This is a genomic window from Komagataeibacter sp. FXV3 (assembly GCF_015155755.1).
Lineage (GTDB): Bacteria > Pseudomonadota > Alphaproteobacteria > Acetobacterales > Acetobacteraceae > Komagataeibacter.
On sequence record NZ_VWPI01000171.1, the window covers coordinates 1 to 20,593 of the forward strand.

24 protein-coding genes and 3 pseudogenes are annotated in these 20,593 nt (G+C 55.5%); 11 read left to right on the top strand and 16 right to left on the bottom strand.

What is annotated here, in order from left to right:
* Positions 1-557, top strand: a 557-nt coding sequence (locus F1542_RS16385) for an IS3 family transposase (protein ID WP_193733950.1), incomplete at its 5' end; no start/stop codon positions are given.
* 179 nt (positions 558-736) lie between these two features.
* Here F1542_RS16385 and F1542_RS16390 read toward each other — a convergent pair.
* From F1542_RS16390 to traA, 7 genes are all read right to left on the bottom strand, one after another.
* Positions 737-1,594: a NotI family restriction endonuclease gene (locus F1542_RS16390; RefSeq protein ID WP_193733951.1), complete on the bottom strand. Its 858-nt coding sequence runs from the start codon at positions 1,592-1,594 to the stop codon at positions 737-739.
* Positions 1,584-2,753 (bottom strand): DNA cytosine methyltransferase, encoded by a 1,170-nt coding sequence (locus tag F1542_RS16395; RefSeq protein WP_193733952.1) that lies wholly within the window; start codon positions 2,751-2,753, stop codon positions 1,584-1,586. Before F1542_RS16395 ends, F1542_RS16390 begins: the two co-directional genes overlap by 11 nt.
* Positions 2,750-2,947: a CopG family transcriptional regulator gene (locus F1542_RS16400; RefSeq protein WP_167400179.1), complete on the bottom strand. Its 198-nt coding sequence runs from the start codon at positions 2,945-2,947 to the stop codon at positions 2,750-2,752. The genes F1542_RS16395 and F1542_RS16400 overlap by 4 nt, the downstream gene beginning before the upstream one ends.
* Before the next feature lie 303 nt (positions 2,948-3,250).
* Entirely contained in the window at positions 3,251-3,919 is a 669-nt protein-coding gene (locus F1542_RS16405; RefSeq protein WP_193733953.1) for a DUF6118 family protein, read from the bottom strand.
* 282 nt (positions 3,920-4,201) lie between these two features.
* Complete coding sequence (locus tag F1542_RS16410) at positions 4,202-4,594, bottom strand: PIN domain nuclease (RefSeq protein WP_039733233.1); 393 nt, start codon at positions 4,592-4,594, stop codon at positions 4,202-4,204.
* A complete protein-coding gene (locus tag F1542_RS16415) occupies positions 4,591-4,785 on the bottom strand; it encodes a type II toxin-antitoxin system VapB family antitoxin (RefSeq protein ID WP_124297533.1) in 195 nt (64 codons plus the stop codon). The genes F1542_RS16410 and F1542_RS16415 overlap by 4 nt, the downstream gene beginning before the upstream one ends.
* A gap of 54 nt (positions 4,786-4,839) precedes the next feature.
* On the bottom strand, positions 4,840-8,217 hold the full coding sequence (gene traA / locus F1542_RS16420) for a Ti-type conjugative transfer relaxase TraA (protein ID WP_193733954.1): 3,378 nt from the start codon (positions 8,215-8,217) through the stop codon (positions 4,840-4,842).
* 96 nt (positions 8,218-8,313) lie between these two features.
* On the opposite strand from traA, the gene F1542_RS16425 reads away from it, so the two are divergent.
* The 7 genes and pseudogenes from F1542_RS16425 (at position 8,314) to F1542_RS16455 (ending at position 10,926) form a co-directional block, all read left to right on the top strand.
* Entirely contained in the window at positions 8,314-8,673 is a 360-nt protein-coding gene (locus F1542_RS16425; RefSeq protein WP_193733955.1) for a conjugal transfer protein TraD, read from the top strand.
* A gap of 64 nt (positions 8,674-8,737) precedes the next feature.
* Complete coding sequence (locus F1542_RS16430) at positions 8,738-8,977, top strand: conjugal transfer protein TraD (RefSeq protein WP_110570155.1); 240 nt, start codon at positions 8,738-8,740, stop codon at positions 8,975-8,977.
* A gap of 78 nt (positions 8,978-9,055) precedes the next feature.
* The gene (locus F1542_RS16435; RefSeq protein WP_087609096.1) at positions 9,056-9,667 is read left to right on the top strand and encodes a CatB-related O-acetyltransferase; all 612 of its coding nucleotides are present in this window, start codon (positions 9,056-9,058) and stop codon (positions 9,665-9,667) included.
* Positions 9,664-9,999, top strand: coding sequence for a hypothetical protein (locus F1542_RS16440; protein ID WP_087609095.1), 336 nt, complete (start codon positions 9,664-9,666; stop codon positions 9,997-9,999). Before F1542_RS16435 ends, F1542_RS16440 begins: the two co-directional genes overlap by 4 nt.
* A 51-nt stretch (positions 10,000-10,050) precedes the next feature.
* A pseudogene (traD, locus tag F1542_RS16445) lies at positions 10,051-10,258 on the top strand (conjugal transfer protein TraD); the annotation flags it as partial.
* On the top strand, positions 10,224-10,727 hold the full coding sequence (locus tag F1542_RS16450) for a MucR family transcriptional regulator (RefSeq protein ID WP_193733957.1): 504 nt from the start codon (positions 10,224-10,226) through the stop codon (positions 10,725-10,727). The pseudogene traD and the gene F1542_RS16450, both read left to right, overlap by 35 nt.
* 25 nt (positions 10,728-10,752) lie before the next feature.
* Positions 10,753-10,926, top strand: coding sequence for a hypothetical protein (locus tag F1542_RS16455; protein WP_180967632.1), 174 nt, complete (start codon positions 10,753-10,755; stop codon positions 10,924-10,926).
* Positions 10,927-11,125: 199 nt separating this feature from the next.
* On the opposite strand, the gene F1542_RS16460 is transcribed toward F1542_RS16455, so the two are convergent.
* Both F1542_RS16460 and F1542_RS16465 read right to left on the bottom strand, forming a co-directional pair.
* A complete protein-coding gene (locus F1542_RS16460) occupies positions 11,126-11,566 on the bottom strand; it encodes a hypothetical protein (RefSeq protein WP_193733958.1) in 441 nt (146 codons plus the stop codon).
* Entirely contained in the window at positions 11,563-11,754 is a 192-nt protein-coding gene (locus F1542_RS16465; RefSeq protein ID WP_087609091.1) for a type II toxin-antitoxin system Phd/YefM family antitoxin, read from the bottom strand. Before F1542_RS16465 ends, F1542_RS16460 begins: the two co-directional genes overlap by 4 nt.
* An 856-nt stretch (positions 11,755-12,610) precedes the next feature.
* On the opposite strand from F1542_RS16465, the gene F1542_RS16470 reads away from it, so the two are divergent.
* Complete coding sequence (locus F1542_RS16470; protein WP_193733959.1) at positions 12,611-13,666, top strand: replication initiator protein A; 1,056 nt, start codon at positions 12,611-12,613, stop codon at positions 13,664-13,666.
* A 39-nt stretch (positions 13,667-13,705) separates the two neighbouring features.
* Here the strand turns inward: F1542_RS16470 and F1542_RS16475 are convergent, their stop codons facing one another.
* From F1542_RS16475 to F1542_RS16490, 4 genes are all read right to left on the bottom strand, one after another.
* Positions 13,706-13,963, bottom strand: a complete 258-nt coding sequence (locus F1542_RS16475) for a ribbon-helix-helix domain-containing protein (protein ID WP_019089435.1) — start codon at positions 13,961-13,963, stop codon at positions 13,706-13,708.
* 27 nt (positions 13,964-13,990) lie between these two features.
* A complete protein-coding gene (gene parA, locus F1542_RS16480) occupies positions 13,991-14,650 on the bottom strand; it encodes a ParA family partition ATPase (protein WP_113597017.1) in 660 nt (219 codons plus the stop codon).
* A 182-nt stretch (positions 14,651-14,832) separates the two neighbouring features.
* Positions 14,833-15,429, bottom strand: a complete 597-nt coding sequence (locus tag F1542_RS16485; protein WP_113597018.1) for a recombinase family protein — start codon at positions 15,427-15,429, stop codon at positions 14,833-14,835.
* A gap of 117 nt (positions 15,430-15,546) precedes the next feature.
* Positions 15,547-17,376, bottom strand: coding sequence for an AAA family ATPase (locus tag F1542_RS16490; RefSeq protein ID WP_193733960.1), 1,830 nt, complete (start codon positions 17,374-17,376; stop codon positions 15,547-15,549).
* Between the two features lie 183 nt (positions 17,377-17,559).
* Here F1542_RS16490 and F1542_RS16495 point away from each other — a divergent pair.
* Positions 17,560-17,978: pseudogene (locus F1542_RS16495) on the top strand (transposase); the annotation flags it as partial.
* A gap of 13 nt (positions 17,979-17,991) precedes the next feature.
* Here F1542_RS16495 and tnpC read toward each other — a convergent pair.
* The 3 genes from tnpC to tnpA all read right to left on the bottom strand — a co-directional run bounded on the left by tnpC (position 17,992) and on the right by tnpA (position 20,369).
* On the bottom strand, positions 17,992-19,602 hold the full coding sequence (gene tnpC, locus F1542_RS16500) for an IS66 family transposase (protein ID WP_007397838.1): 1,611 nt from the start codon (positions 19,600-19,602) through the stop codon (positions 17,992-17,994).
* Between the two features lie 63 nt (positions 19,603-19,665).
* Positions 19,666-20,013, bottom strand: coding sequence for an IS66 family insertion sequence element accessory protein TnpB (gene tnpB, locus F1542_RS16505; protein WP_010510701.1), 348 nt, complete (start codon positions 20,011-20,013; stop codon positions 19,666-19,668).
* Positions 20,010-20,369, bottom strand: coding sequence for an IS66-like element accessory protein TnpA (gene tnpA / locus F1542_RS16510; protein ID WP_007400224.1), 360 nt, complete (start codon positions 20,367-20,369; stop codon positions 20,010-20,012). Before tnpA ends, tnpB begins: the two co-directional genes overlap by 4 nt.
* A gap of 110 nt (positions 20,370-20,479) precedes the next feature.
* Between tnpA and F1542_RS17470 the strand changes: the two are divergent.
* Positions 20,480-20,593: pseudogene (locus F1542_RS17470) on the top strand (IS3 family transposase); the annotation flags it as partial.

Genomic DNA, 20,593 nt, shown 5'->3' on the forward strand with positions numbered 1-20,593 from the left:
ATCTGGTCATCAATCGGCCTGACCAGGTCTGGTGTTCCGATATCACATATATTCCCATGAAACGGGGATTTCTCTATCTCGTGGCGATCATGGACTGGTTCACGCGCAAGGTCCTGTCCTGGCGTCTATCGAACACGATGGACGTGGAGTTCTGTATCGAGGCGCTCCGGGATGCGCTGATGCGCTACGGCACCCCGGAAATTTTCAATACTGACCAAGGGTCACAATTCACGACGCCCCGTTTTACCGGGCTCCTGGAAGAGCGTCAGATCCGCATCAGCATGGATGGGCGCGGTCGCTGGCTGGACAACGTGTTTATCGAGCGTCTGTGGCGGTCGCTGAAATATGAATGCGTCTACCTGCACGCGTTCGAGACCGGATCAGAGCTGAGGGCCGGGCTTGGCAGATGGATCGCCCATTATAACGAAAGGCGTCCGCATATGGCGCTGGCTGGACGTACGCCCGATGAGGCGTATCATGACGTGCCGACATCATCTGGTCCGGGGTTAACCCCGGACCAGATGGCCAACAGCAACGCTGTCAGAAGGGCGGCATAACGACAACCGGGTATAGCTTATCAAGCCCGCAAAACTGTCCGAACGGACGGGACCACCTCACGATTTAGTAATAATATTTAATATTTCGTTAATGAAACATAAATTATTTAATATATTGAATTTTATAAATTTAAATAATGAATGCCGTTATAATATAAAATTCTCAATTAGAAATAATATCAGAAAATTTTTACTACACCACGCGCTAATGAACTTTTTATTTGGTCAATAAAAGCTGACCGCTGTGGCGGGTCTTTATACATGATTGCATTTTGCAAGTTAGTATGACTAGTACCTTCAACATTCACAAGAACAGGCTTGTATTCTCCTACTCTGTCAGGATCTTTCTCCAAGCGATAAGTCATAAATATTATGTTAACCTGAGGATCTTTCTTAACCTCTGTTGTTCTCATAAAGCCCGCACGGCCTAAAATGTACTGATAAACTTGTTCAGGGATAACTGCGACGATCTTTGATTTCCAATGATGATGAAAATATCCCTTACGGATAAGCTGGGTGATATAACGTTTATAAACGTTATCCCAATTAAATCCATATGTAGGCTTCTTTTCCAAATCTTCACCAATCCGTAAAGCTTGATAGGCAGGGAATACTGACCCTGTAATATCGATCGCTTGAAGCTCAACGGATAAGAACTGTTCAATTTTATTATCTTTCTTTACATCTGCGATAACAAAATCAACATTGCCAAAACCCTCCATCTTGACTTCACGTGCAATCTGCGGGTTATGCGGTTTATCGCCTGGCCAGCAATGATCAATAACCTCTTTCAAAAAATCGACCGCATAGAAGCGTTTAGGACAAACAAATATCAACTCCGGTCCTTGCATCGATTTACGTGGTGCTGGCTTCCATAGGCTACAAACGGGGTACGGCTCATTAGGTAACTGCGTACTGCGTTTTGGGCATCGAGACTGGATGTAGGGACATTCAAAATCAGTGTCTGTAGGATCAATACCCTTTACCGCACGCCGGCCCAACACCTCTCCAACAATCGACTCAGGTTCAAACGGCAATCGAAAGTTCCTTGCGTGAATTTATTTTCATTTGTTTAGAAGCCATTTCCGTAGTGTCTGCAATAAGAAGAGCTTCAGCTACACTTTTCCCCAAGAGGGGGGGGACCGCATTGCCGACCTGTACAAATTGCTCTGTAATATTCCCTTTAAATGTAAACAAATCAGGGAAGGATTGCAGCCGTGCGGCTTCACGGACTGTGAATGATCGGTCTTGTACGGGATGAATATAGGCACCCCAATGCACATCGCATTTTGTCAATACTGTACAGGAAAGATCCGTTTTTCTTGGCCTTCCATAACGTTTGGTATGATCGCTGCGCTTAGCCAGCTTCATACCAGCCGGTAAAAGATCAATCGGTATATCTCGCCATGATCCACCAGCTGGGATATGACGCATCCGCTCCACGTTAATATTCGATAGTCTGGACGCCGAATGATTCTGCACAATGGTGCAGTCACCACGCAATAAGGCTTGATAGCTATTCTGTGGACGTGTCCTATATGGTCTTGGTTCTGCACGATCTCCATTCTCTAACTTTGGAAGATCGGAGATAGCATTCCAAATATTTACGAAAGGCCTTAACCCAGGCCCATGCGTAGGTTCAGGAAACAGGATTGGTGCATCAGTGCGCGTCGCAATAAAAAATACTCGTCTCCGTTCCTGCGGTACCCCATATTCTTCTGCACGCAACACTTTCATATCAACACGATAACCAAGGCTTTTCATGCCTTCAAAAATCTCATGCACAATGCCACCCCCAGCGATTGACATGATCCCAGTGACATTTTCCATTACTAACCAGCGAGGTTGAATACCTTCCACAATCCGAAGATATTCACGAAACAGACCCGCACGCGGATCATTGATGCCACGTTGATGGTTATAAACAGAATATCCCTGGCATGGGGGGCCGCCAACCATCACATCGATCTCGCCCTTCTTTACGCCCGCAGCCTTCAGCAATTTCTGTGCGGTAACATTCTGAATCGGCCCACCAATGAATTTCGCTTCTGAATGGGTTGCCGCGAAAGTTTCCCCCGCCCGATCATCATAATCCTGACCTGCCAAGACATGAAAACCCGCCTGCCGGAAGCCTTCCGACAATCCGCCAGCCCCACAAAAAAGATCCATGACGGTCATATTATGACGCGGTTTCATTGGCGTCCTCTACGCTTCGAGACAGTCAGGGGAAGAGGCAATTGCTGTTCATCCCCTTCTACACGCTCAATCAATAAACTGATCGCATGACGACCTAACCATGCCTTTGATACCTTTGAACGAGCAGCAATCTGATCAAAAGCAGCATATTCATCTTCAGACAGATTGACTGTGATCCGGTTCTTTGATGACACGGTTTGCCTCATTACGCCGCAAAGTGCAGCACTTTGCATTTTTGTAACTTTAAGGATTCCGTATGTCAATTTAGCTCTTATCTGTTCGCCTCATCACCTGACTGAGCAGGAGACCTACTTCATACTTACCCAACAGCGCAGCCAGAAGCGACCTGCACCAGCGATGCAATGGTGTATGAAGACCAGGTATTTATGGGTAGGCGTAATGTCGGTTCCAAGTATGTCTATGGGTTGTGATCAGGAAGGCTGTCAGGTCGTCAAACGATTGGTCTGTCAGATACGGCTGTCTGGACCATGTTCGTCCTACGACCCACCCGACCGAATAGTCATGACACAGGGCTGGTCCACCTTCGTCTCGTTGGCTGTTTTCTGGCAGGCGGTAATCCGGTCCCGATTGGCGTCCACAAGCCGGTTGGCCCGGACCATATGCCGCAGGCTTTCAGGATTGTCGGCCTCCATCATCAACGCCCCAGACTCCCACCGATCCTGTCCGCCCACGATAAAGGAGGCCACGCGCGTCCCCACTGACGACGGCAGGAGATAAGTCAGGATAGGCGAGAACCCGATCCCGACAGCCAGACAGGCCAGCCCGACCTTCAGCACCCACCAGCTCTGCCGGTCCCGGGTGCGCGCCTGCCCGACAATGTCGGTCAGTTGCTGCCGCTCCGCCTGAACCGCACGGATCGCGGTATGAAAGGCGGCCTGCATGTCCTGAGTGACAGAAAGCCCTGCCTGTCGTACCCCCTGCCCATAGGCCTGCGGCGTCATCTTCAGCGTCGGACTGGCCTCGATCGCCTTCATGCGCGCGCCCACGTCGTTCAGGGCCTTGACCAGTCTGGCCAGGTCCGGCGTGTAGTCAGGCGGCCGGTTGTCCCGCCATGCCTGGGGCAGCGCTTCCACACTGCGCCGGAGCACCGTCATTTCGGCGCACAGATCCTCAAAGGCACGGGCTGCCGGATCCGTCTCGCTCATGATGGAACCATCCCCTCATCCAGATTCAGTTTTCTGGCACGTCCAATCCTGACCAGCCTCTTGCGTTCCGGCCCTTTCCTGCTTCCCGAAAAGCAGCCGCCTTCGCCCTTCTTCCATTGCCAGGAGCGTAAGCCTGTTGGGCCGACTGTCTGAAGCCGCGTTCTGAATACTCCGTCGCAATCTTTCCGCATTACGCGGACTACTCAGAAGATGTGCTGTCTCCTGACAAACGGCTTGTTCTTTTTCCTGCACAACATACCTCCCCTGGTAGCCTGCTCCCGATCAGGCAGCCCGTTCCAGCCCCAGATGTGTCACGAACGGATCAAAGTCCCGGTCACTGTAAAGGAGCCGATACCCGCTTACGATGCACCGTGTGGCAATCAGGGTATCAATGGTCTTCCGGATGGTGATGCCTCTGCCGCGCAGGTCACGAAAATATCGTGCCGCCTCGATCATGACATCACGTCCCCCGATCTCGACCAGATCCAGGGCACCAAGCATCCGCCGTGCCTTGTTGAAATCCCGCTCACTCGCAAATCCCTGGAGAACTTCCGTCATCATCAGATCCCCAATGGCGACAGGTTCTTCTCCCAGAAGCCGGTCCAGAACATCAACCTGTGGCGTCACCGTACCCCGGAAGAAATCGATCCAGACCGAGGAATCCACCAGAATCATGCGTCAGAACGCATGGCATCGAGATCACCCTGCCAGTCGAGCTTTCCCCGCAAGGTACGGAGTTCCCGCTGCTGCTTCAGCCTGATCAGCGTCCGCAACCCGAGTTCGACCGCTTCCTTCTTGGTTTTGACGCCAGACGCCTTCAGTGCGTCGGTCATGAGGGTATCATCAATAATGATGTTGGTTCGCATGATGTGTATCTCCTCAACAAATAATACACATTAACATCACCCGTCTCAAGCAGATTACATCCCCATATCCATATCCCGCCCCCTGGAGCGCAACAGCGAGCGCGTGCGCTGCGGCTGCAATCCCTGATCGAGCGTCGATCCCTTCCGGACGCCCAGTTCGTGCCCCTTCTGCCGCAGGAGGGATTCAAGCTGCGCATCCCGCTTCAGCTCCCTGAGCGCCACACCCTGCTGCTCGCGACTCAGCCCGTCCCACGCCTTCACGAACCGCGTGGCCCGCAACTCGGGGGAATGCCGCACCTTGTCCTCGTGCTCCAGCCCCTCGACCAGCCTGCGCGCCCGTGCCGGCCCTTCCAGCCCGTACAGGGCCTGCCGGATCTCCGGCTCATGCTTCACGGCGGTTTCCAGAGCGATCACCGCCCCGGGCCTTAGCCGTTCCAGGGCCGTGCTGGCGTCAAGCCATGCCTTCTTCTGGTGCTCCAGCACCGGCAGGTCCTGCTCCACCATACGCCCGATGTCCCGCACCGCCCGCGCATACTGCTCCACCGCCTGGTGGAGCGGATCACCACCCGGCACGAACCCGCCCAGCCCGGCCGGCACCTGCGCGCGCTGCACACGCGGCAGCCGTAACCCGGCAAAGGGAGAGGCGGGAGCCTCACGCCCGGCCCCATTTTTCCCCTTACCGGCCCCGGCATCCATCCCGGCCGACACATCTTTTTCCGCCGTCCGGCTACGCCCCCGTACGGACAGGTCCAGCCCGTCGAACATCCCGCGCTTCCGCTGCGCCGGTGCCGGATCTGGCGTACGGACAGCTTCGGCCTGCCTGTCCTTCCGGGGGCCAGCGACGGCCTTCTCACGCCCCACCACGATCTCGCTCTCGGGGACATATAGCCCGCGCCGCCGCGCGAACCCGGCATCCCGATCCCGGACCTGCGGGTAATCCAGCGTGGTATCCTTCAGCCGCTCGCGCGACAGCCGCTTCACCAACCCGTCCCGGTCGCCCACATCATCCCGGCCCCAATGGACGGACACGCTCTCCCGGTGGCGCGACAGCGCCACATAGGCCCCGTGCCGGTCCATGCTCCCCGTCGCCAGCACATGCGCCCGATCCACCGTCACACCCTGCGATTTGTGGATGGTGGCCGCATAGCCATGATCCAGCGCGTCATAATCCGCCACCGACACGGACACGACCCGACCGCGCCCGGTCCCACCCGGCCCGTCGAGCTGCACCGACAGCACGAGATCCCCGGCATCAGGCGACCCCACAATGCCCCGCACCGTGCCCAGCGTGCCGTTCTTTACCCCCAGCTCCCGGTCATTGCGCAGGAAGTAGATACGCTCCCCGTCCGCGAACACCCGCTCGCCCTGGACGGTCGGCACCAGCACGTCGTCACCCAGCTCACCCGCCTCCCGCCGGATGGCGCGTGCCGCCTCGTTCAGCGCCCGCACATCGACACGCCGGTGCGCCAGCATGATCTGGCTGTCCTCTGGCGCGGCCTGCCGGGCTTCCTCCCATCCGGCCACCACCCCAGCCCGCGCCTCTTCCAGCGTCTCATGCCCGCGCACCAGGCCGGCCGCCTCATAGCGCTCCAGCGCCCTATCCGTCCGCCCGGTCGCAAGCGCCTTCGTGGCCGCCTGCTGCCAGTCTTCACGCTGCCGGCGCACGGCTGTGATTTCCACCGACCCGACCCGCTCGGCCACCGCCCGGAATGCCCCGCCGGCCTCGATCGCCTGCAACTGCTCGGGATCGCCAACCAGAACCACCTTGGCCCCGGCCCCGCGCGCGACCGAAAGCACCCGCTCCATCTGCCGTGACCCCACCATGCCGGCCTCATCCACCACCAGCACGTCCCCGCGCTCCAGCAGGTCGAACCCACGTTCCCACGCGTGCTCCAGGGAGGCCAGCGTCCGGCTTTCGATCCCGGCCCCCGCTTCCAGACCTTCCGCCGCGATCCCCGACAGCGCCGCCCCGCGCACCCGGTACCCGGCCTCTTCCCATGCCGCGCGGGCGACACCCAGCATGGTGCTCTTCCCCGTCCCGGCATACCCGACCACCACGGACAGGTCGCGGGACTTCGTGACCTCGCCCACCGCCAGCGCCTGCTCGTCCCCAAGCCCGTCCCGCGCCATCGCTACCCGACGCACCGCCAGCGGCACCGCATGACCCTGGGACTGCCCCATCGCAAGCGACGCCTTTTCCAGACGCTGCTCGACCCCGATCATCTCCCGTGTGGAGAACCGCTCCCGCCCGTGCCCGTCTTTCCCGAGGGCGACCAGCTCCGGACACGCCGCCACCCGAACCATGACAGCACTGAACTGTTCCGCGTCCGCCGTGTGCCGGTCCACGAACCGCGCCAGGTCCTGGCGGGTGAATGTGCTCTGCTGTCGGGTCAGCGCCTCCAGCGCCACATGCGGCTCGGCCAGCAACCTTTCCCCATTGCGCCGCGCGATCTCCAGATGGTCGGCAACCCGCTCACACGGTTCGCCGCGCTCCGGCCGGCGTGACCCTGCGGGTCCGATCTTGTTCTGCGGCTCAAGGTCGATCCCCTGTGCGGCAAACGACCGATGGTCGATCCGCACATCCAGGTCCAGCTCGGCCAGACGTTCATTGGCGAGCGACGCCCACCGCTCTCGCCATGTCAGCAGCAGATCCTTGTCATTCCACGAACGCTCTTTCGCACCGAACCCGATGGAAGGCTGATTCTGCGCCAGCCCCAGGCCTTCATGCCGCAGCCGTGCCGCCACGATCAGTCGCGCCGTTCTTCCAGCCGCTGCAAGCGCTTCTCCAGCGTTGAGAGCTTCAGCAGGATGCCACGCTGCGTCTCCCGGATTTCCGTCAGCAGACGGATCATGAACTTGAGCGGATCGTCCTCCCCTTTCTGCTCCATCAGGTCCAGAATCCGGCGTGATGTCGTATGCGCCCCTGCCGCCTCGTTCAGGATGCGGGATTCCGTCTCGTCTTCCATGCACAGCCTCCCCGGTTCTGACTTCGATCCGCCGCGTGGACAGCATCACATGGGCATGGGGCTTCACCTGCCCATCTTCGCCAATATCCCAATGCACATTGAGATCGGCCACCATGCCACGTTCCACGAACTGCTCCCGCACGAAATCCCGTGCCAATGCGATCCCCTGCGCCTGGGTCATTTCGCGCGGGATTGAAAACTCTACCTCGCGGGCAAGCTGGGCATCCTTGCGCTTCTCGATCGCCTCGACCTCGTTCCATAGGATCGCACGATCGAGAAACCGTTCCGGCGCGCCATTGGGTAGCAGGATCTCGGAATGCACCACGCCGCTCTTGTTGGAAAAGTCATGGTCGCGATCCAGCCGCAAATCATGCAGGCGGGACGCCGCACGATAGGCCGCCGCCGCCACGGCGCTCCGGCCGGTGGCGCGGCTGATGACCTTTGCATGCAGGTGATAGATCGCCATGAGCACGATCCTATCACACCGCTTAAGCGCACGTCACGAAGTGACGTATAAGCGCGCACTCACATTTTACTGCGCCACAAGGGTTGATTGCTCTGGATGAGTGACGCGGTTCTCGCCTGTATGGTAGAGTATGACACGGATCAGCAGGATAGGGGACCGGAAATGCGCAGGCCACGGGACATTGATGCGGAACTGAAGGCGCTTCAGGAAAAGGCGAAGCAGCTTAAGGCGCAACGGACCATCCAGCTCGGCGAACTGGTCGAGGCGACGGGAGCCGATACCCTGTCGATCGAGGCGCTGGCCGGGGTGCTGCTTGCGGCTGTCGAACAGGCGGACGGCAAACCCGAAGCCGTCGCGAGGTGGACCGAACGGGGGATGGCGTTCTTTCAGGCCGGCGCAAAAAAGGGCGGTCGGAAAGGAACCGGAAACGATCAGAACGGAGCTTCTGGCGCTTGAAAGACGGATCAGGAAGCAGGCGGCCCTGATCCATCGCCATCAGGCACGAAAGGCACGCACCGACATGCGCGACTGGGCGAAGGCGCGACGGGAACGCACCCATCATCTGATCGAACTGGGCGGCCTGGTCCAGAAGGCGGGACTGGTCGATCTGACCGATGATGACCGCGCTACCCTGCTCGGGGCCTTCCTGGACATTGCGGGGCAGCTTCGGGAGGGCAGGAATACCGCGTCAGGCGACCTGAAAACACGCTGGAGGCGTGCGGGGCTTCATGCCTTCGACAGGGACCGGGAACAGGACTGACGACGCAACACGATCATCTGATCTGTCCGCTATCGAATGCAAACGAAACCCTGAACCAGAACGGGAGAACCGAGGTCCATGTATTACGGCAAGAACGCCTTTTCTCTGCTCCTACGTTACACCCTTGCCCATGAGATCGAAGAGTGGGGCTGGGACATCGGCGACCATACATATGGTGCCAAGGGTTCTCCCATCATCATAGAAGCCGAATATGCCGGCCTGAAGATCGGGAAATACTGCTCGATTGCCCGCGAGGTGCTGATGATCCTGGGCAATCACCGACCGGACACGATCACCACCTACCCGTTCAAGAACCAGTGCAATTTCTGGCCCGAAGCAGCGGATGCAACCGATGACCATTCCACCAAGGGGGATATCGTCATTGGCAACGACGTCTGGATCGGCGCGCGGGCCAACATCATGTCGGGTGTCACCATAGGATCAGGCGCGATCATCGCCACGGCGGCCGTGGTGACCAGGGACGTGCCGCCATATGCCATCGTGGGCGGCAACCCGGCCCGGGTCCTCAAATACCGCTTCCCCGAAAAGACCATCGGGCGTCTGCTTGCAGTCGCCTGGTGGGACTGGCCTGAAGCATTGATACGAGAACGGATGCCCCTCCTGATGAGCGACGATATCGACGCTTTCCTGCGCGCTTTTGAAAAAGGACCCGCACAGGAAAAATCATGATGCAAAAACTGTTTTTGCTCCTTGTTGTCCTGCCGATCCTCTTCCGGCCTGCTTCAGGCTTTGCCCAGGGCAGAGGAGACTGGCTGCCTCAGTCGGACGTTAAATCTCCCTATGCGGCCTTGTCTGTTCCGACAGCACTGAAGCCGGTGCCGGATTCTCTGGCGAGCCTGTTGACCAAAGGCTATCGGATCACGACCACAGCGGATTATGGCGGCTCAGGAGCCCTCTTCACGCTGGTCTGGCAAAGGCAGACCGTAATCTGTGTTCTGACAGCGCCTGTGCCAGGCACGGATCAGAACGTCCCGACATCGCGCTGCTGGGCCCTGAACTGAGTTTTGCAGGCCGGACAGATTGGAAACCGTGTCTTACGCGACATCCTCTGGCTGCCCGATGAGGACCGCGCAACCCTGTTCGGAGCCTTCCTGGATATTGCAGGGCGGCTTCAGGGCGGCGATGATACTGCTTTGGTTGACCTGACAGCACGCTGGAGACGTGCGGGGCTTCATGCCTTCGACAGGCACCGGGAAACAGGACAGGACAACAGGCAGACGTGACCATGACCGACCACGAGATACGATCATCCGGAGCTGACACAGTGCGCGAGCTTACGACCCGGATTGTCACAGCCTATGTCAGCAGTCACACGGTTCCGGCGGATACCCTGCCCGGCCTCATCGCCACGGTGTTTCAGGCGCTCGGAAGTCTGGGACAGGCGACGACCGGAACACCGGATCTGGTACCGGCCGTGCCCGTGAAAAAATCCGTGTTCCCGGATTACATCGTCTGCCTGGAGGACGGGAAGAAGCTGAAGATGCTCAAGCGTCATCTCCAGTCCTCCTACGGCATGACGCCCCAGCAATATCGGGCAAAATGGGGCCTGCCGGAAAGCTACCCGATGACCGCCCCATCCTATTCGGCACAACGGGCTACCCTGGCACAGGAAAGCGGACTGGGGCGGACCATCAGGGCGACACCGGAGCCTTCGCACATACCGGAAGATAAAGTTCCGGTCACGCGTCTGCCAGAGAAGAAACGCGGACGCAGGCCGAAACTGGCCTGAAGGTCCAAACAAGGAGAAACGGGACATGAAGACGGATCATACCGATCGCGATGACTGGGAAGCCTGGAAGGACGAAGCGACACGCCGGGCACTGGCCGAGGCTGATGCCGGATTGTTCATCAGTGGTGAAGCGGTGAAGGCATGGGCGGCCAGCCTCGGGACCGATCATCCCCTTCCTCTGCCACAACCCGGGCAATAAGGGTAACGCTCTCGCACACCGCAGGAAGGTGGCGCAGAGTGCAATGGTTACGACTATCCCTGATGCATTGATGGAACGACCGTTTCACGACCCTACGGCTACCCATGTGACGACCCATCGACATACCCAAGGCCGACATCGCGCCTACCCATAAGTAGTGGTTCTTCATACACCATTATTGCACTACTGGTGCGGATGCTCAGGCACCTGCCTGCCGGATCTGGGCGATCATTTCATCGGCTGTGATCTCTCCGCGCTGGCGTGCATCCATGATTGCGGTGAGCGCCCTGTCATGAGGGAGCACATGCGGATCATCGGGTGTCGCCGTATGAGCGGCCCTGCCATGCGGAGCCGGAAAGGTTATGCCCGTCACATCGGGATTGCGCGTAAACATCCCGGCCAGGATCTGGTCTGCCTGCTGGATGTAATTGCCTGGGACATCCCGGGATACGCGCGCGGAGCCGGCCGAGGTGGTGATGTCGAGGCCGGCGACATGCGGCAGGAGATCGAGGATGCGCGTCAGGTCTTCGATATCCTGCTGTGTCAGCAGGGTTCCCCCGTCCCCGACCACGAGCAGCTGCCAGGGCCGCTTGTGTGGCAGTGTTCCGGGATTGGTGCTGCTGTCGGGACTGTCCTTCATGACGATGACCCTTTCTCCGGAACGTCTTCGATGCCCTGCTGCTTTCTGAGCAGGGCCTCATAATGGTCCACGGACATGATGACGAAACGCGGCTTGTGGTGCCTGGTGATGACTACAGGCGCAACGGCGGCCGCTTCGAAAAGATCGCTGGCATTGCGGGTCACGGCGCTCGCTGGAAACGCTTTCATGGAGCATGATCCAGATATGACGGATTATCTGGAATATACAGGAAACCCGTATTCCCTGCCAGAAAGTCGGGAAAAGGAGTCCTGAACGGACGAACAGGGAATGGCCAGCCCATCAATCCTCGACAAGGCCCGCAGAGCGCCCTGGGAGGCCGCACAGCGCGCAATTCCCTTATCGCCACCACACCGCACAATAACGCCGGTAAGGCTATCCTGTGGCGTCTGGCTGGCATGGTGTGACACGTGAGCCGCTGAATGATCGCCTGAACGCCGGCGCGTCTTGAGCAGATTGTGGTCTTGCCCGGTTCTTCTGGTGTTGCAGGCGTCGGGCGAGCGCGGAGCGGGAGCCCCGTAGGGCGCCAAAGGCGCCGACGCGGGGGAGGAAGGTCTTGGTGGAGAGACGATGCGGGAATGCATCGTCAGATTATGATTTCGCGCCGTAGGCGTGTCCGTTTAGCGCAGCCCTGAAAGGGCGAGCAGGGGGATGCCGGGTGGGAGATCGCGCATAGCGCGATCGGGGCGGCCGTAGGCCGCGAGCCGGCGGGGGCGTAGCCCCCAAGAGGCGGTGCTTGGAGGCAATTTGACTGGAAATTTTCGAAGTTTGTGCGTTATCCACAGATCAGATGGTCAAAGAGGGTGTTAAATAGGTGTTAGATTCTGTGTTAAGCGATTCTAGTATCCATCTAATACATTGATATAAAATCGGAATTTCTGGATTTTTCTCCGGTTTGGTATTTAAAACCCCGAATCTCGGTATTTAAAACCCCGAATCTCGGTATTTAAAACCCCGAATCTCGGTTTTCGGTATTTAAAACCCCGAATCACTTGACGCAGGTATGTAAAACCCCGAACTTGAGCTATGGTATCTGAAACCCCGAATCTGCCTGTTGTTCATGAGGCCCTCCTGCCGGAGCGTCATCCGCAGCATGACTTATTCATCTGCGACGTGGCAGATGCCGTGCTTAAGGACGTGATGCCGCAAATGGAGCATCCGTTCTATTCCTTGTCGAAAAAACCTGAGACTTCAGTTCGTCGCTATGAACATAACGGGCAATGGCTGGAAATCACGCCAAGCGTGAAGGGCCTTGCTACAATCTACGATAAAGATATTCTGATCTACTGTATTTCGCAGATCATGGCGAAACTAAAGGCCGGGGAAAAAGTATCGCAACGGGTGCGGATCAGCAGCCGGGACTTACTCATCTTCACCAATCGCGGTACGGCAGGTAAAGACTACAAAGCCCTTATCGAAGCCCTCGACCGCCTTGAAGGCACACGTATCCGCACTAACATTGTCACAGGCGACGAAGAACAGGTGGACGGTTTTGGCCTGATCGACGCTTCATCCATCCGCCGCAAACTTGGCCTCGACGGTCGCCTATTGCATTGCGAGATCAAGCTGTCGGATTGGGTCTTTAACGCAATTAAGAGCAATGATGTTCTGACACTGCATCGTGATTATTTCCGGCTACGCAAACCGCTGGAACGACGTGTTTATGAACTTGCCCGCAAACATTGCGGTCAGCAAGCGGCATGGAAAGCCTCTCTTGAGATCCTACTGAAAAAATCAGGCTCTCAAAGCCCAGAAAAATTGTTCCGACAGATGATAAAGAACCTCGCTGCAAGCGATCATCTACCGGATTACCGTGTCGAATTCGATCCTCAGAAAGACATGGTAACATTCATCAATCGCGGCACAATGAAAGCTGCCGAACCAGCAGCCGAGGCTTGGATGGATGCGCTCGACCCTGACATTTACGGGGACGCTCGGAACATCGCGCCAGGGTGGGATGTGCATCATCTCGAAAGAGAATGGCGCATGTGGCTGGGTGATAACGAGATCGCTCCGAAGAACCCTGAGCGGCATTTCATCAAATTCTGCGAGACGTGGTTTGCTAAGCGTGGTCAACCCTGATTGTACAAATATACAAGCATAATCTATCTAAATAGATAATCAGCGTTCTCCAAAAGGATGACGACCGTGCTTACGCATCAAGTCATCAATGGCCTCCCCGATCAAACCCTGAATAGTTGTATCGGTATCAAGCGCAAGTTGATGTAGTCCCTTGCTAACTGCTGGAGAAAAATACCCCACCACAGCCCGCTTACCTTCTCTCGGATTACGTGGGCGAGCTTTCTCTACCACCGTTTGCGCTGTCGGTTCCACAACCGATGGCGCGACCGTCTTTTTGAGACCAGCAAACCGACTCATGCCGTATGTCCTTAACTTAGAAAATTTCTAACGTGTTTTTGTGTCATCTTGTTTGTGTGATGGCATGTTAACTTGATCACACACCCAATTCCACAACAGTGCTATATCAGCAGCAGCCTTGCTTTTTGGCTCCGCTTCCTGCGCGGTACGACCGGAACCAACGCTATGATGAAAAACTGCACGCTCCGGCAAAACAACAGGAGCAACAGGGATACCAAACTGCGCCACAACCTCGGCCGCCTCCTTATAAACTTGGGGCGCACGAGGAGGACCCGCAGTAAAAATCACGAAGGCAGGCTTACCACTGGCTCTCACAAGTTCCGCCGTTGTTCTAACAGCGTCCATATCGAAAGCACGTGGTCTGCACGGAATTAACAAGAAATCAGCGATGCGACACGCCTCACGCGCCATAATATCGGCATGTGGTGGGGTATCTATTATCGATAGTTCTGCGCCCAGTTCGGACGCTTGTTCCAGCTTTCTTGATAACAAGGCGTGAGCCGCACAATCCACTACATCAGGCTCGACATCCCCCCGCCACGCTTTCCATGAACTTGCAGTCGCCTGTGGATCGGTATCGAGGATCAGAGAAACGTATCCAGCGGCACTGGCACTAGTAGCCAAGTGCAGGGCAAGCGTCGTCTTCCCAGCGCCTCCCTTCTGACTAATGATCGCGATTGTTTTCATGGCACCATGTTTCCGTGTTAACACATTAACTAATTACCATGTTATTTTGATAACTCAATATCTTCCTCAAAAAAAACCGACGATTTAATCGAACCAAACATTTCTCATGTCTCAGATCGATGCCGTTAGCGCCTATAGAATGCTATCATGTTTTTGTGTTAACATATAAACATGACGATGTGTTATCTTTCCCTTTGCACAATGGCAGCAACAGTGTTCTTGCTGATTCCCAGATCGCGGGCGATCCACCGATAACTCCGCTTTTCCGCCACCAGCGCCAGAACCTTCGGAGCCAGACGGTCAGACTTCGGCCGCTCTCCTTTCTGTCGGCCGAGAACCTTCCCGCGTGCCCTGGCAGCTGCCAGACCAGACTTCACCCGCTCGCTAATCAGATCCCGTTCGAACTCAGCAATCCCGGCCAGAACCGTCGCCAGCATTCGTCCATGTGGTGTCGCCAGGTCGAACGTCATCCCTGTTATGGCGATCAGGGAAACACGATAACTCTCCAGCTCCTGAAGCGTGGAGATGAGATCAATGGTCGAGCGCCCCCAGCGGGACAGCTCCGTCACCAGAATGGCATCAATTTCACGGGCCTGGGCCAATGCCATGACCTTTCGACGCTCGGCCCGATCCACCCGGACGCCAGAGCCGGTCTCCATGAAAACGTCCAGCACTTCATAGCCCGCGCGTTCAGCAAACCGCTTCAGTTCGTCCTTCTGGCGCGCGCAGGACTGATCGGCCGTGGAAACCCGGCAATAGATGACCGCGCGTTGTCCCATTTGAACCCTTCCGGAAAAACCACCATGCAACCCTTGATACACCGTGGCTCCAGTTTGTCCCAATATGACTATAGTATATTTTGGACAGGTGAAACGAGCATTACAAATTATAATTTTTTAACGAATAAGTGTTAGTATTTTAGAAATTGTTTCTATTAACTCATTTCGCTTAATGTCACCTTCCATGTAATTCGAACAGCGAATTATCTGATCGGCATTCATATACGGCCAAAATTGATCAATTACGTCATCGGCCTTCATCTTCACGGCTGCTCCAATAATTTTTTTTGCATCGCATGTATCAGTAAAAGTAACAGATACTCCTGCTCTATCCTTTATTAAATCAGTACAAATATAGTTTTCTATCTCGCGCTTTCTTGTTGAGTAAAACGGTCTCCCTTGACTCTCAACCTCGTCTTTACGCTTTTGGATCGACTTCACCTGTACCGGATCTCCACCGACATCAGAATCTAGAAATACGCACCACGGCAAACCTAGATCATCGGCAAGATTGAGCGTGACCCAATGTTTCACGCTACCGCAACCACCTATTAAAATAGGAACAATGCCAGCATCCTCGAAGTTAGATTTGATGTGGCCTCCCGCTTTCAACGTGGTCGCCGTGTGGCGCAAGAAGGTGACGTCAGACTTGCCCTCGACCAGTACGACCCCTTTGGCACGCTCCATTCCGGTTTCCGGTAGGACACCAAGGCTTTCTGTGACCTCTTTGAGAACATCTGAATCTGGCATTCTTACACTGGGATATCCATCTTTGTCTTTGGTAACGTATCGAAGGCCATTCCATGGCACTAAACCGGCTAGTGCTGGCACATGTGTGGTCACGATAATCTGCCGATTGGGCTGATTAGCCAAAGACAACAAGGCTTTCATCAACATCACTTGAAAGTTTGGATGCTGAGAAGTTTCTGGCTCCTCTATTGCATAAATCACGTTACGTTGTGATCCGCTGGCAGCTTTCTCCGCCTCTGCTCGAAAGAAGTTTAACAGAATTAATCGGCGAACCCCACTCCCGCGCTTGTTGATTGGAATCCCATTTTCTCCGTCGAGCGAAAAATTGAAAGTCCACTTTGGTTTTTCTTTAAACCGAGGTGTCAACTCACTAGCAAGTTCAGGTGCCATTTCTCGAAGCTTGTCTAGAGTCCTGGCGGCCACATCAAGTACGCTTGCTTCTATTTTCTGCTCAAGATCGCTAATCTGACTCTGCAAAGCATCCTGCGCCTCTTTTACTGCCTGCTGCAGAGGATTCTTAGCCTCTGCATCTCCATCGCTACTTTCGCGATCTGCTTTAAATAGTGCGAATGTTGGTAGTATATCCTGTATCTTCCTCCAGATAGATTTTGTTTCTGTAGAAAATCCCTTTTCAACATCAAGCAGGCATTCTTGGCAATCAATAGATACAGCTGCTTCACGGATCGCCTGACGCCATAACGACGCAACGCGCTGATCTGCAACATTCTTGGCCACCCCCTGTGCTTCACCTAACTTCTTAAGGTCTGCCATTTTTAAGCTAAGCAGAGAGCCCAGTACGCTATCGGTAGGATGCTGGCAGCGGATTGATGTCCGTTCTACTTTTCCGTTCGCAGCCTTGAAAGATTTAACTATTTCTAGAAAACCTTCAGAATTGAGCAAATACTCCTGAACAAGAGACGTTTGTACATGACTATCAATTACCAAGGTATCAGGTAATTCATCAAAAACACAGGATATTTCAAAATTAGTCTTACCCTCCTGACTGCTAAAGCAGTTCATGTCGTGCTTATCAGCTTTTACCCCATCTGTTTCGAAGAAAATTGCCAACGCCTCTAAAATTGTTGATTTTCCATAATCATTTCGACCAACAATCCCAGTCATTCCTGGAGCAATTAGAACAGTGACTGTTTTTTGATAGCCGCGAAAATTTGTAAGTTTGACCGAACGCAAGCGCATACCTTATCCTTTTATTAAATATAATATAATTAATATAATATGCTAGCAAACGTAACATTGTAATAATTTATTTTGTATAATAGAGTAATAATAAAATAATAATTAATTTTGTGTCGAAGAGGTGGTCCCCATTTTTCGGACAGGGCGATAAGCTATCATCTGGCCTGAACGAGGACGGGTTTTATGGGTAAGGTTACGCGGAAACGGTATGCGGCAGAGTTCAAGTCACGGGTTGCGCTGGAGGCGATCCGTGGGGAACTGACGCTGGCGGAACTGGCTTCGAAACATGGCGTGCATCAGACGATGATCGCCCAATGGAAACGGCAGGCGATCGAGGGCATGGCAAGCCTTTTTTCTGGTAAGTCAGTAACGGAACCTTCAGTCAGCCCTGCTGATGTAGAGAAACTGCACGCCAAGATCGGCCAGTTGCTGGTGGAACGGGATTTTTTGCGGGATGCCTCTGCTCGGTTGGGCGTGATCAGAGGCGGCAGATGATTGACCCGAAGAGAGCATGCCTGCCGATCATCCGGCAGTGCACGCTGCTACAACTCAACCGGTCGGGCGTTTACTATCGGCCTGTGCCACAGAGTAACCGGCCGCTCTGGGCCGCCTTGATTATGCGGCCTGTCTGTGCAGTGTATTCACGGGTTTCCAGTTCCATGGCAACAGTTCGTGGAGCCGGTTGATCTTGTGCTCGTTGATACGGGCCAGGACGTCGGCGAGGTAATCGTGCGGATTAAGCCGGGAGAGTTTTGCGCTTTCGATAAGCGTCATGGCATCAGCGATGTTGTCGCCCCCGGTGTCGGATCCGGCAAAGAGATAATTTTTTCGCCCCACGCATACGGGCCGTATGGCGCGTTCGGCAGGATTGTTGTCGATGGCGACACGACCATCTTCGAGGAACAGGGTAAAGGCCTTCCACCGGTTGAGCGCATAACGGATCGCTTTTGCCAGTTCCCCCTTTCCAGGGATACGGGCAAGCTGTGTTTCGCACCATGCGTGGAATGCTGTGACACGGGGGCGGCTTTGTTCCTGTCGGACAGCCAGACGATACGGGGCCGGGTGTCCGGTGATCTGGCGCTCGATATCGTAGAGCTCTCCGATCTGTTCAAGTGCTTCCCTTGCGATTGTCGAATCACTGCCCTTCCAGACATCATGGAAGGCCCGGCGGAGATGAGCCCAGCAGGCCGCTTCGCGCACGTGCACGGTTCCTGTTGCGTCTGGTTTATACAGATCCCTGAACCCGGCGTAGGCGTCAGCCTGCAGAATGCCCCGGAACTGTGCCAGATGGGTCTGGGGATTGATCCCCTTGCGATCGGGAGAGAACCAGTAGGCCACGGCGGGCGGATCACTCCCTCCCCATGGGCGGGGATCGCGCAGATAGCTCCAGATCCGCCCTTCCTTCACGCCCCGGGGTTTGCCAGCCTGACGCAGACGGGGGTCAAGAACCTGGATGGGTGTATCATCAGCATGTAGCAGGTCTGCCTTTACGACATCCTGACGGATCAGATCTGTCAGAGGACGCAGAACGGCAACGGCCTGACCACACCAGTCGATCAGGGTTGAACGGGGAATGTCCACACCCTGACGGGCAAAGATCTCATTCTGACGATAAAGCGGAATGTGGTCATCGAATTTCGAGACCAGGATATGGGCTAAAAGCCCGGTGCCAGCCATCCCCCGTGGGACAGGGCGCGACGGTGCTTCAGGCTGCACCAGTGTTTCGCAGTGACGGCAGGATTTCTTCAGCCGTGCCGTTTCGACAACTTTCAGTTTTGCCGCAATAAAGTCCAGTATTTCGGTGACATCTTCGCCTACAAGACGCAGGGGACCGCCACAGGCAGGACAGGCCTCACCTGGGTCGAGAACAATACGCTCCCGTGGTGTCGTGTCAGAAACCTTTGGTTTGCCACGCTGCCGTGGGGGAGAGAGTGCATCATCGCTGACATCATGCTCCCTGATATCAGGAGAAGGATCGGCTGCCGCGATGGCGATTTTTACATCTTCAAGGAGCAGTTCGAGTTGTTCAATCTCACGGTCTATCTTTTCTGAACTGGCCCCGAATTTCTGTTTCTGAAGACGTGCGATCCGGATTTTGAGAGACTGGACAAGAGCTTCATACGCACGGGCTGACGCAGAAAGCCGAGCCACTTCGGTCTGCAGGGAAACAATCATTTCCCTCAGGGTATCCGGATCATCAGGCAGGACCGCAGGTGCAGACGTCATTATGAAAAAATAGCAGAAAACCTAAGAAAATTCAAAATGTTCTGCACTCTCACGCCATAAAAATCAGGCCACGCGAGACGGTGGTGCAGACCAGGAAGGGCGTCTCCACTCCATGCCTTCCCACAGCATGGCCATCTGTGCTGTCGTCAGGCGTGCAACGCCCTCTGCCGGAGACGGCCATGGAAAACGTCCCTTCTCAAGCACCTTGTAATAAAGACAGAACCCCTGACCGTCCCACATCAGAAGCTTGATCCTGTCCCCACGGCGACCACGAAAGGCAAAGAGCGCCCCTGATGTCGGGTTCTGACGCAGCACGTCCTGTGCCAGTGCTGCCAGACCCGATATGCCCTTGCGCATATCGGTCACCCCGCAGGCCAGATAGACACGCACGCCGTTGCCCACGCCAATCATGCCGTCTCCGCAATCCGGATGACCCGGGCCAGAAGATCTTCGGCAGGATGTCCCGTCACCCTGATACTACGGCCATTGCGCAGCACTATGGCCAGTTCGTCAGGATCACCGCCAGATGCCACAGCAGGTGTCGTCACTGAAGCAACAGGAACAAACGCCACAGACTGATCTGGGGAAGATAGTCTTTGACGGAATGACGTCCGCCATTGGTAAAGATGTTGGCGGGTCAGGTCATGTCGACGTGCCACATCCGATACACTTGCTCCATCCACACCAACTTCAGCCAGTATCGCCAGCTTCCGTTCATCCGACCAGCGGCGGCGGCGTTCAACGCCAATCAGGATTTCCTGGGTCATTCTTACCTCTCAAATGACGTCAATAACGACGTCGTTAACGACGGTAAGTTACCAGTCACAATCCTCAATCATAAGGCGGCCTCAAACGGCCGGTTACGCCACAGAGCGAGGCCAATCTGGAGCTGATGCGGCTGATCGACGCCCAGTTCCTGGAAACGCCCTATTATGGCTCACGGCAGATGACATGGCATCTGCGCCGCCTGGGACATGAAGTGGGCCGCAAG

Coding starts and splice junctions, on each gene's coding strand:
- F1542_RS16395 (WP_193733952.1), bottom strand. CDS start 2,753: ATGAAACCGCGTCATAATATGACCGTCATGGATCTTTTTTGTGGGGCT.
- F1542_RS16405 (WP_193733953.1), bottom strand. CDS start 3,919: ATGAGCGAGACGGATCCGGCAGCCCGTGCCTTTGAGGATCTGTGCGCC.
- F1542_RS16410 (WP_039733233.1), bottom strand. CDS start 4,594: ATGATTCTGGTGGATTCCTCGGTCTGGATCGATTTCTTCCGGGGTACG.
- F1542_RS16415 (WP_124297533.1), bottom strand. CDS start 4,785: ATGCGAACCAACATCATTATTGATGATACCCTCATGACCGACGCACTG.
- traA (WP_193733954.1), bottom strand. CDS start 8,217: ATGGCGATCTATCACCTGCATGCAAAGGTCATCAGCCGCGCCACCGGC.
- F1542_RS16425 (WP_193733955.1), top strand. CDS start 8,314: ATGAGTGACGCGGTTCTCGCCTGTATGGTAGAGTATGACACGGATCAG.
- F1542_RS16430 (WP_110570155.1), top strand. CDS start 8,738: ATGCGCGACTGGGCGAAGGCGCGACGGGAACGCACCCATCATCTGATC.
- F1542_RS16435 (WP_087609096.1), top strand. CDS start 9,056: ATGTATTACGGCAAGAACGCCTTTTCTCTGCTCCTACGTTACACCCTT.
- F1542_RS16440 (WP_087609095.1), top strand. CDS start 9,664: ATGATGCAAAAACTGTTTTTGCTCCTTGTTGTCCTGCCGATCCTCTTC.
- F1542_RS16450 (WP_193733957.1), top strand. CDS start 10,224: ATGACCGACCACGAGATACGATCATCCGGAGCTGACACAGTGCGCGAG.
- F1542_RS16455 (WP_180967632.1), top strand. CDS start 10,753: ATGAAGACGGATCATACCGATCGCGATGACTGGGAAGCCTGGAAGGAC.
- F1542_RS16460 (WP_193733958.1), bottom strand. CDS start 11,566: ATGAAGGACAGTCCCGACAGCAGCACCAATCCCGGAACACTGCCACAC.
- F1542_RS16465 (WP_087609091.1), bottom strand. CDS start 11,754: ATGAAAGCGTTTCCAGCGAGCGCCGTGACCCGCAATGCCAGCGATCTT.
- F1542_RS16470 (WP_193733959.1), top strand. CDS start 12,611: ATGGTATCTGAAACCCCGAATCTGCCTGTTGTTCATGAGGCCCTCCTG.
- F1542_RS16475 (WP_019089435.1), bottom strand. CDS start 13,963: ATGAGTCGGTTTGCTGGTCTCAAAAAGACGGTCGCGCCATCGGTTGTG.
- parA (WP_113597017.1), bottom strand. CDS start 14,650: ATGAAAACAATCGCGATCATTAGTCAGAAGGGAGGCGCTGGGAAGACG.
- F1542_RS16485 (WP_113597018.1), bottom strand. CDS start 15,429: ATGGGACAACGCGCGGTCATCTATTGCCGGGTTTCCACGGCCGATCAG.
- F1542_RS16490 (WP_193733960.1), bottom strand. CDS start 17,376: ATGCGCTTGCGTTCGGTCAAACTTACAAATTTTCGCGGCTATCAAAAA.
- tnpC (WP_007397838.1), bottom strand. CDS start 19,602: ATGACGTCTGCACCTGCGGTCCTGCCTGATGATCCGGATACCCTGAGG.
- tnpB (WP_010510701.1), bottom strand. CDS start 20,013: ATGATTGGCGTGGGCAACGGCGTGCGTGTCTATCTGGCCTGCGGGGTG.
- tnpA (WP_007400224.1), bottom strand. CDS start 20,369: ATGACCCAGGAAATCCTGATTGGCGTTGAACGCCGCCGCCGCTGGTCG.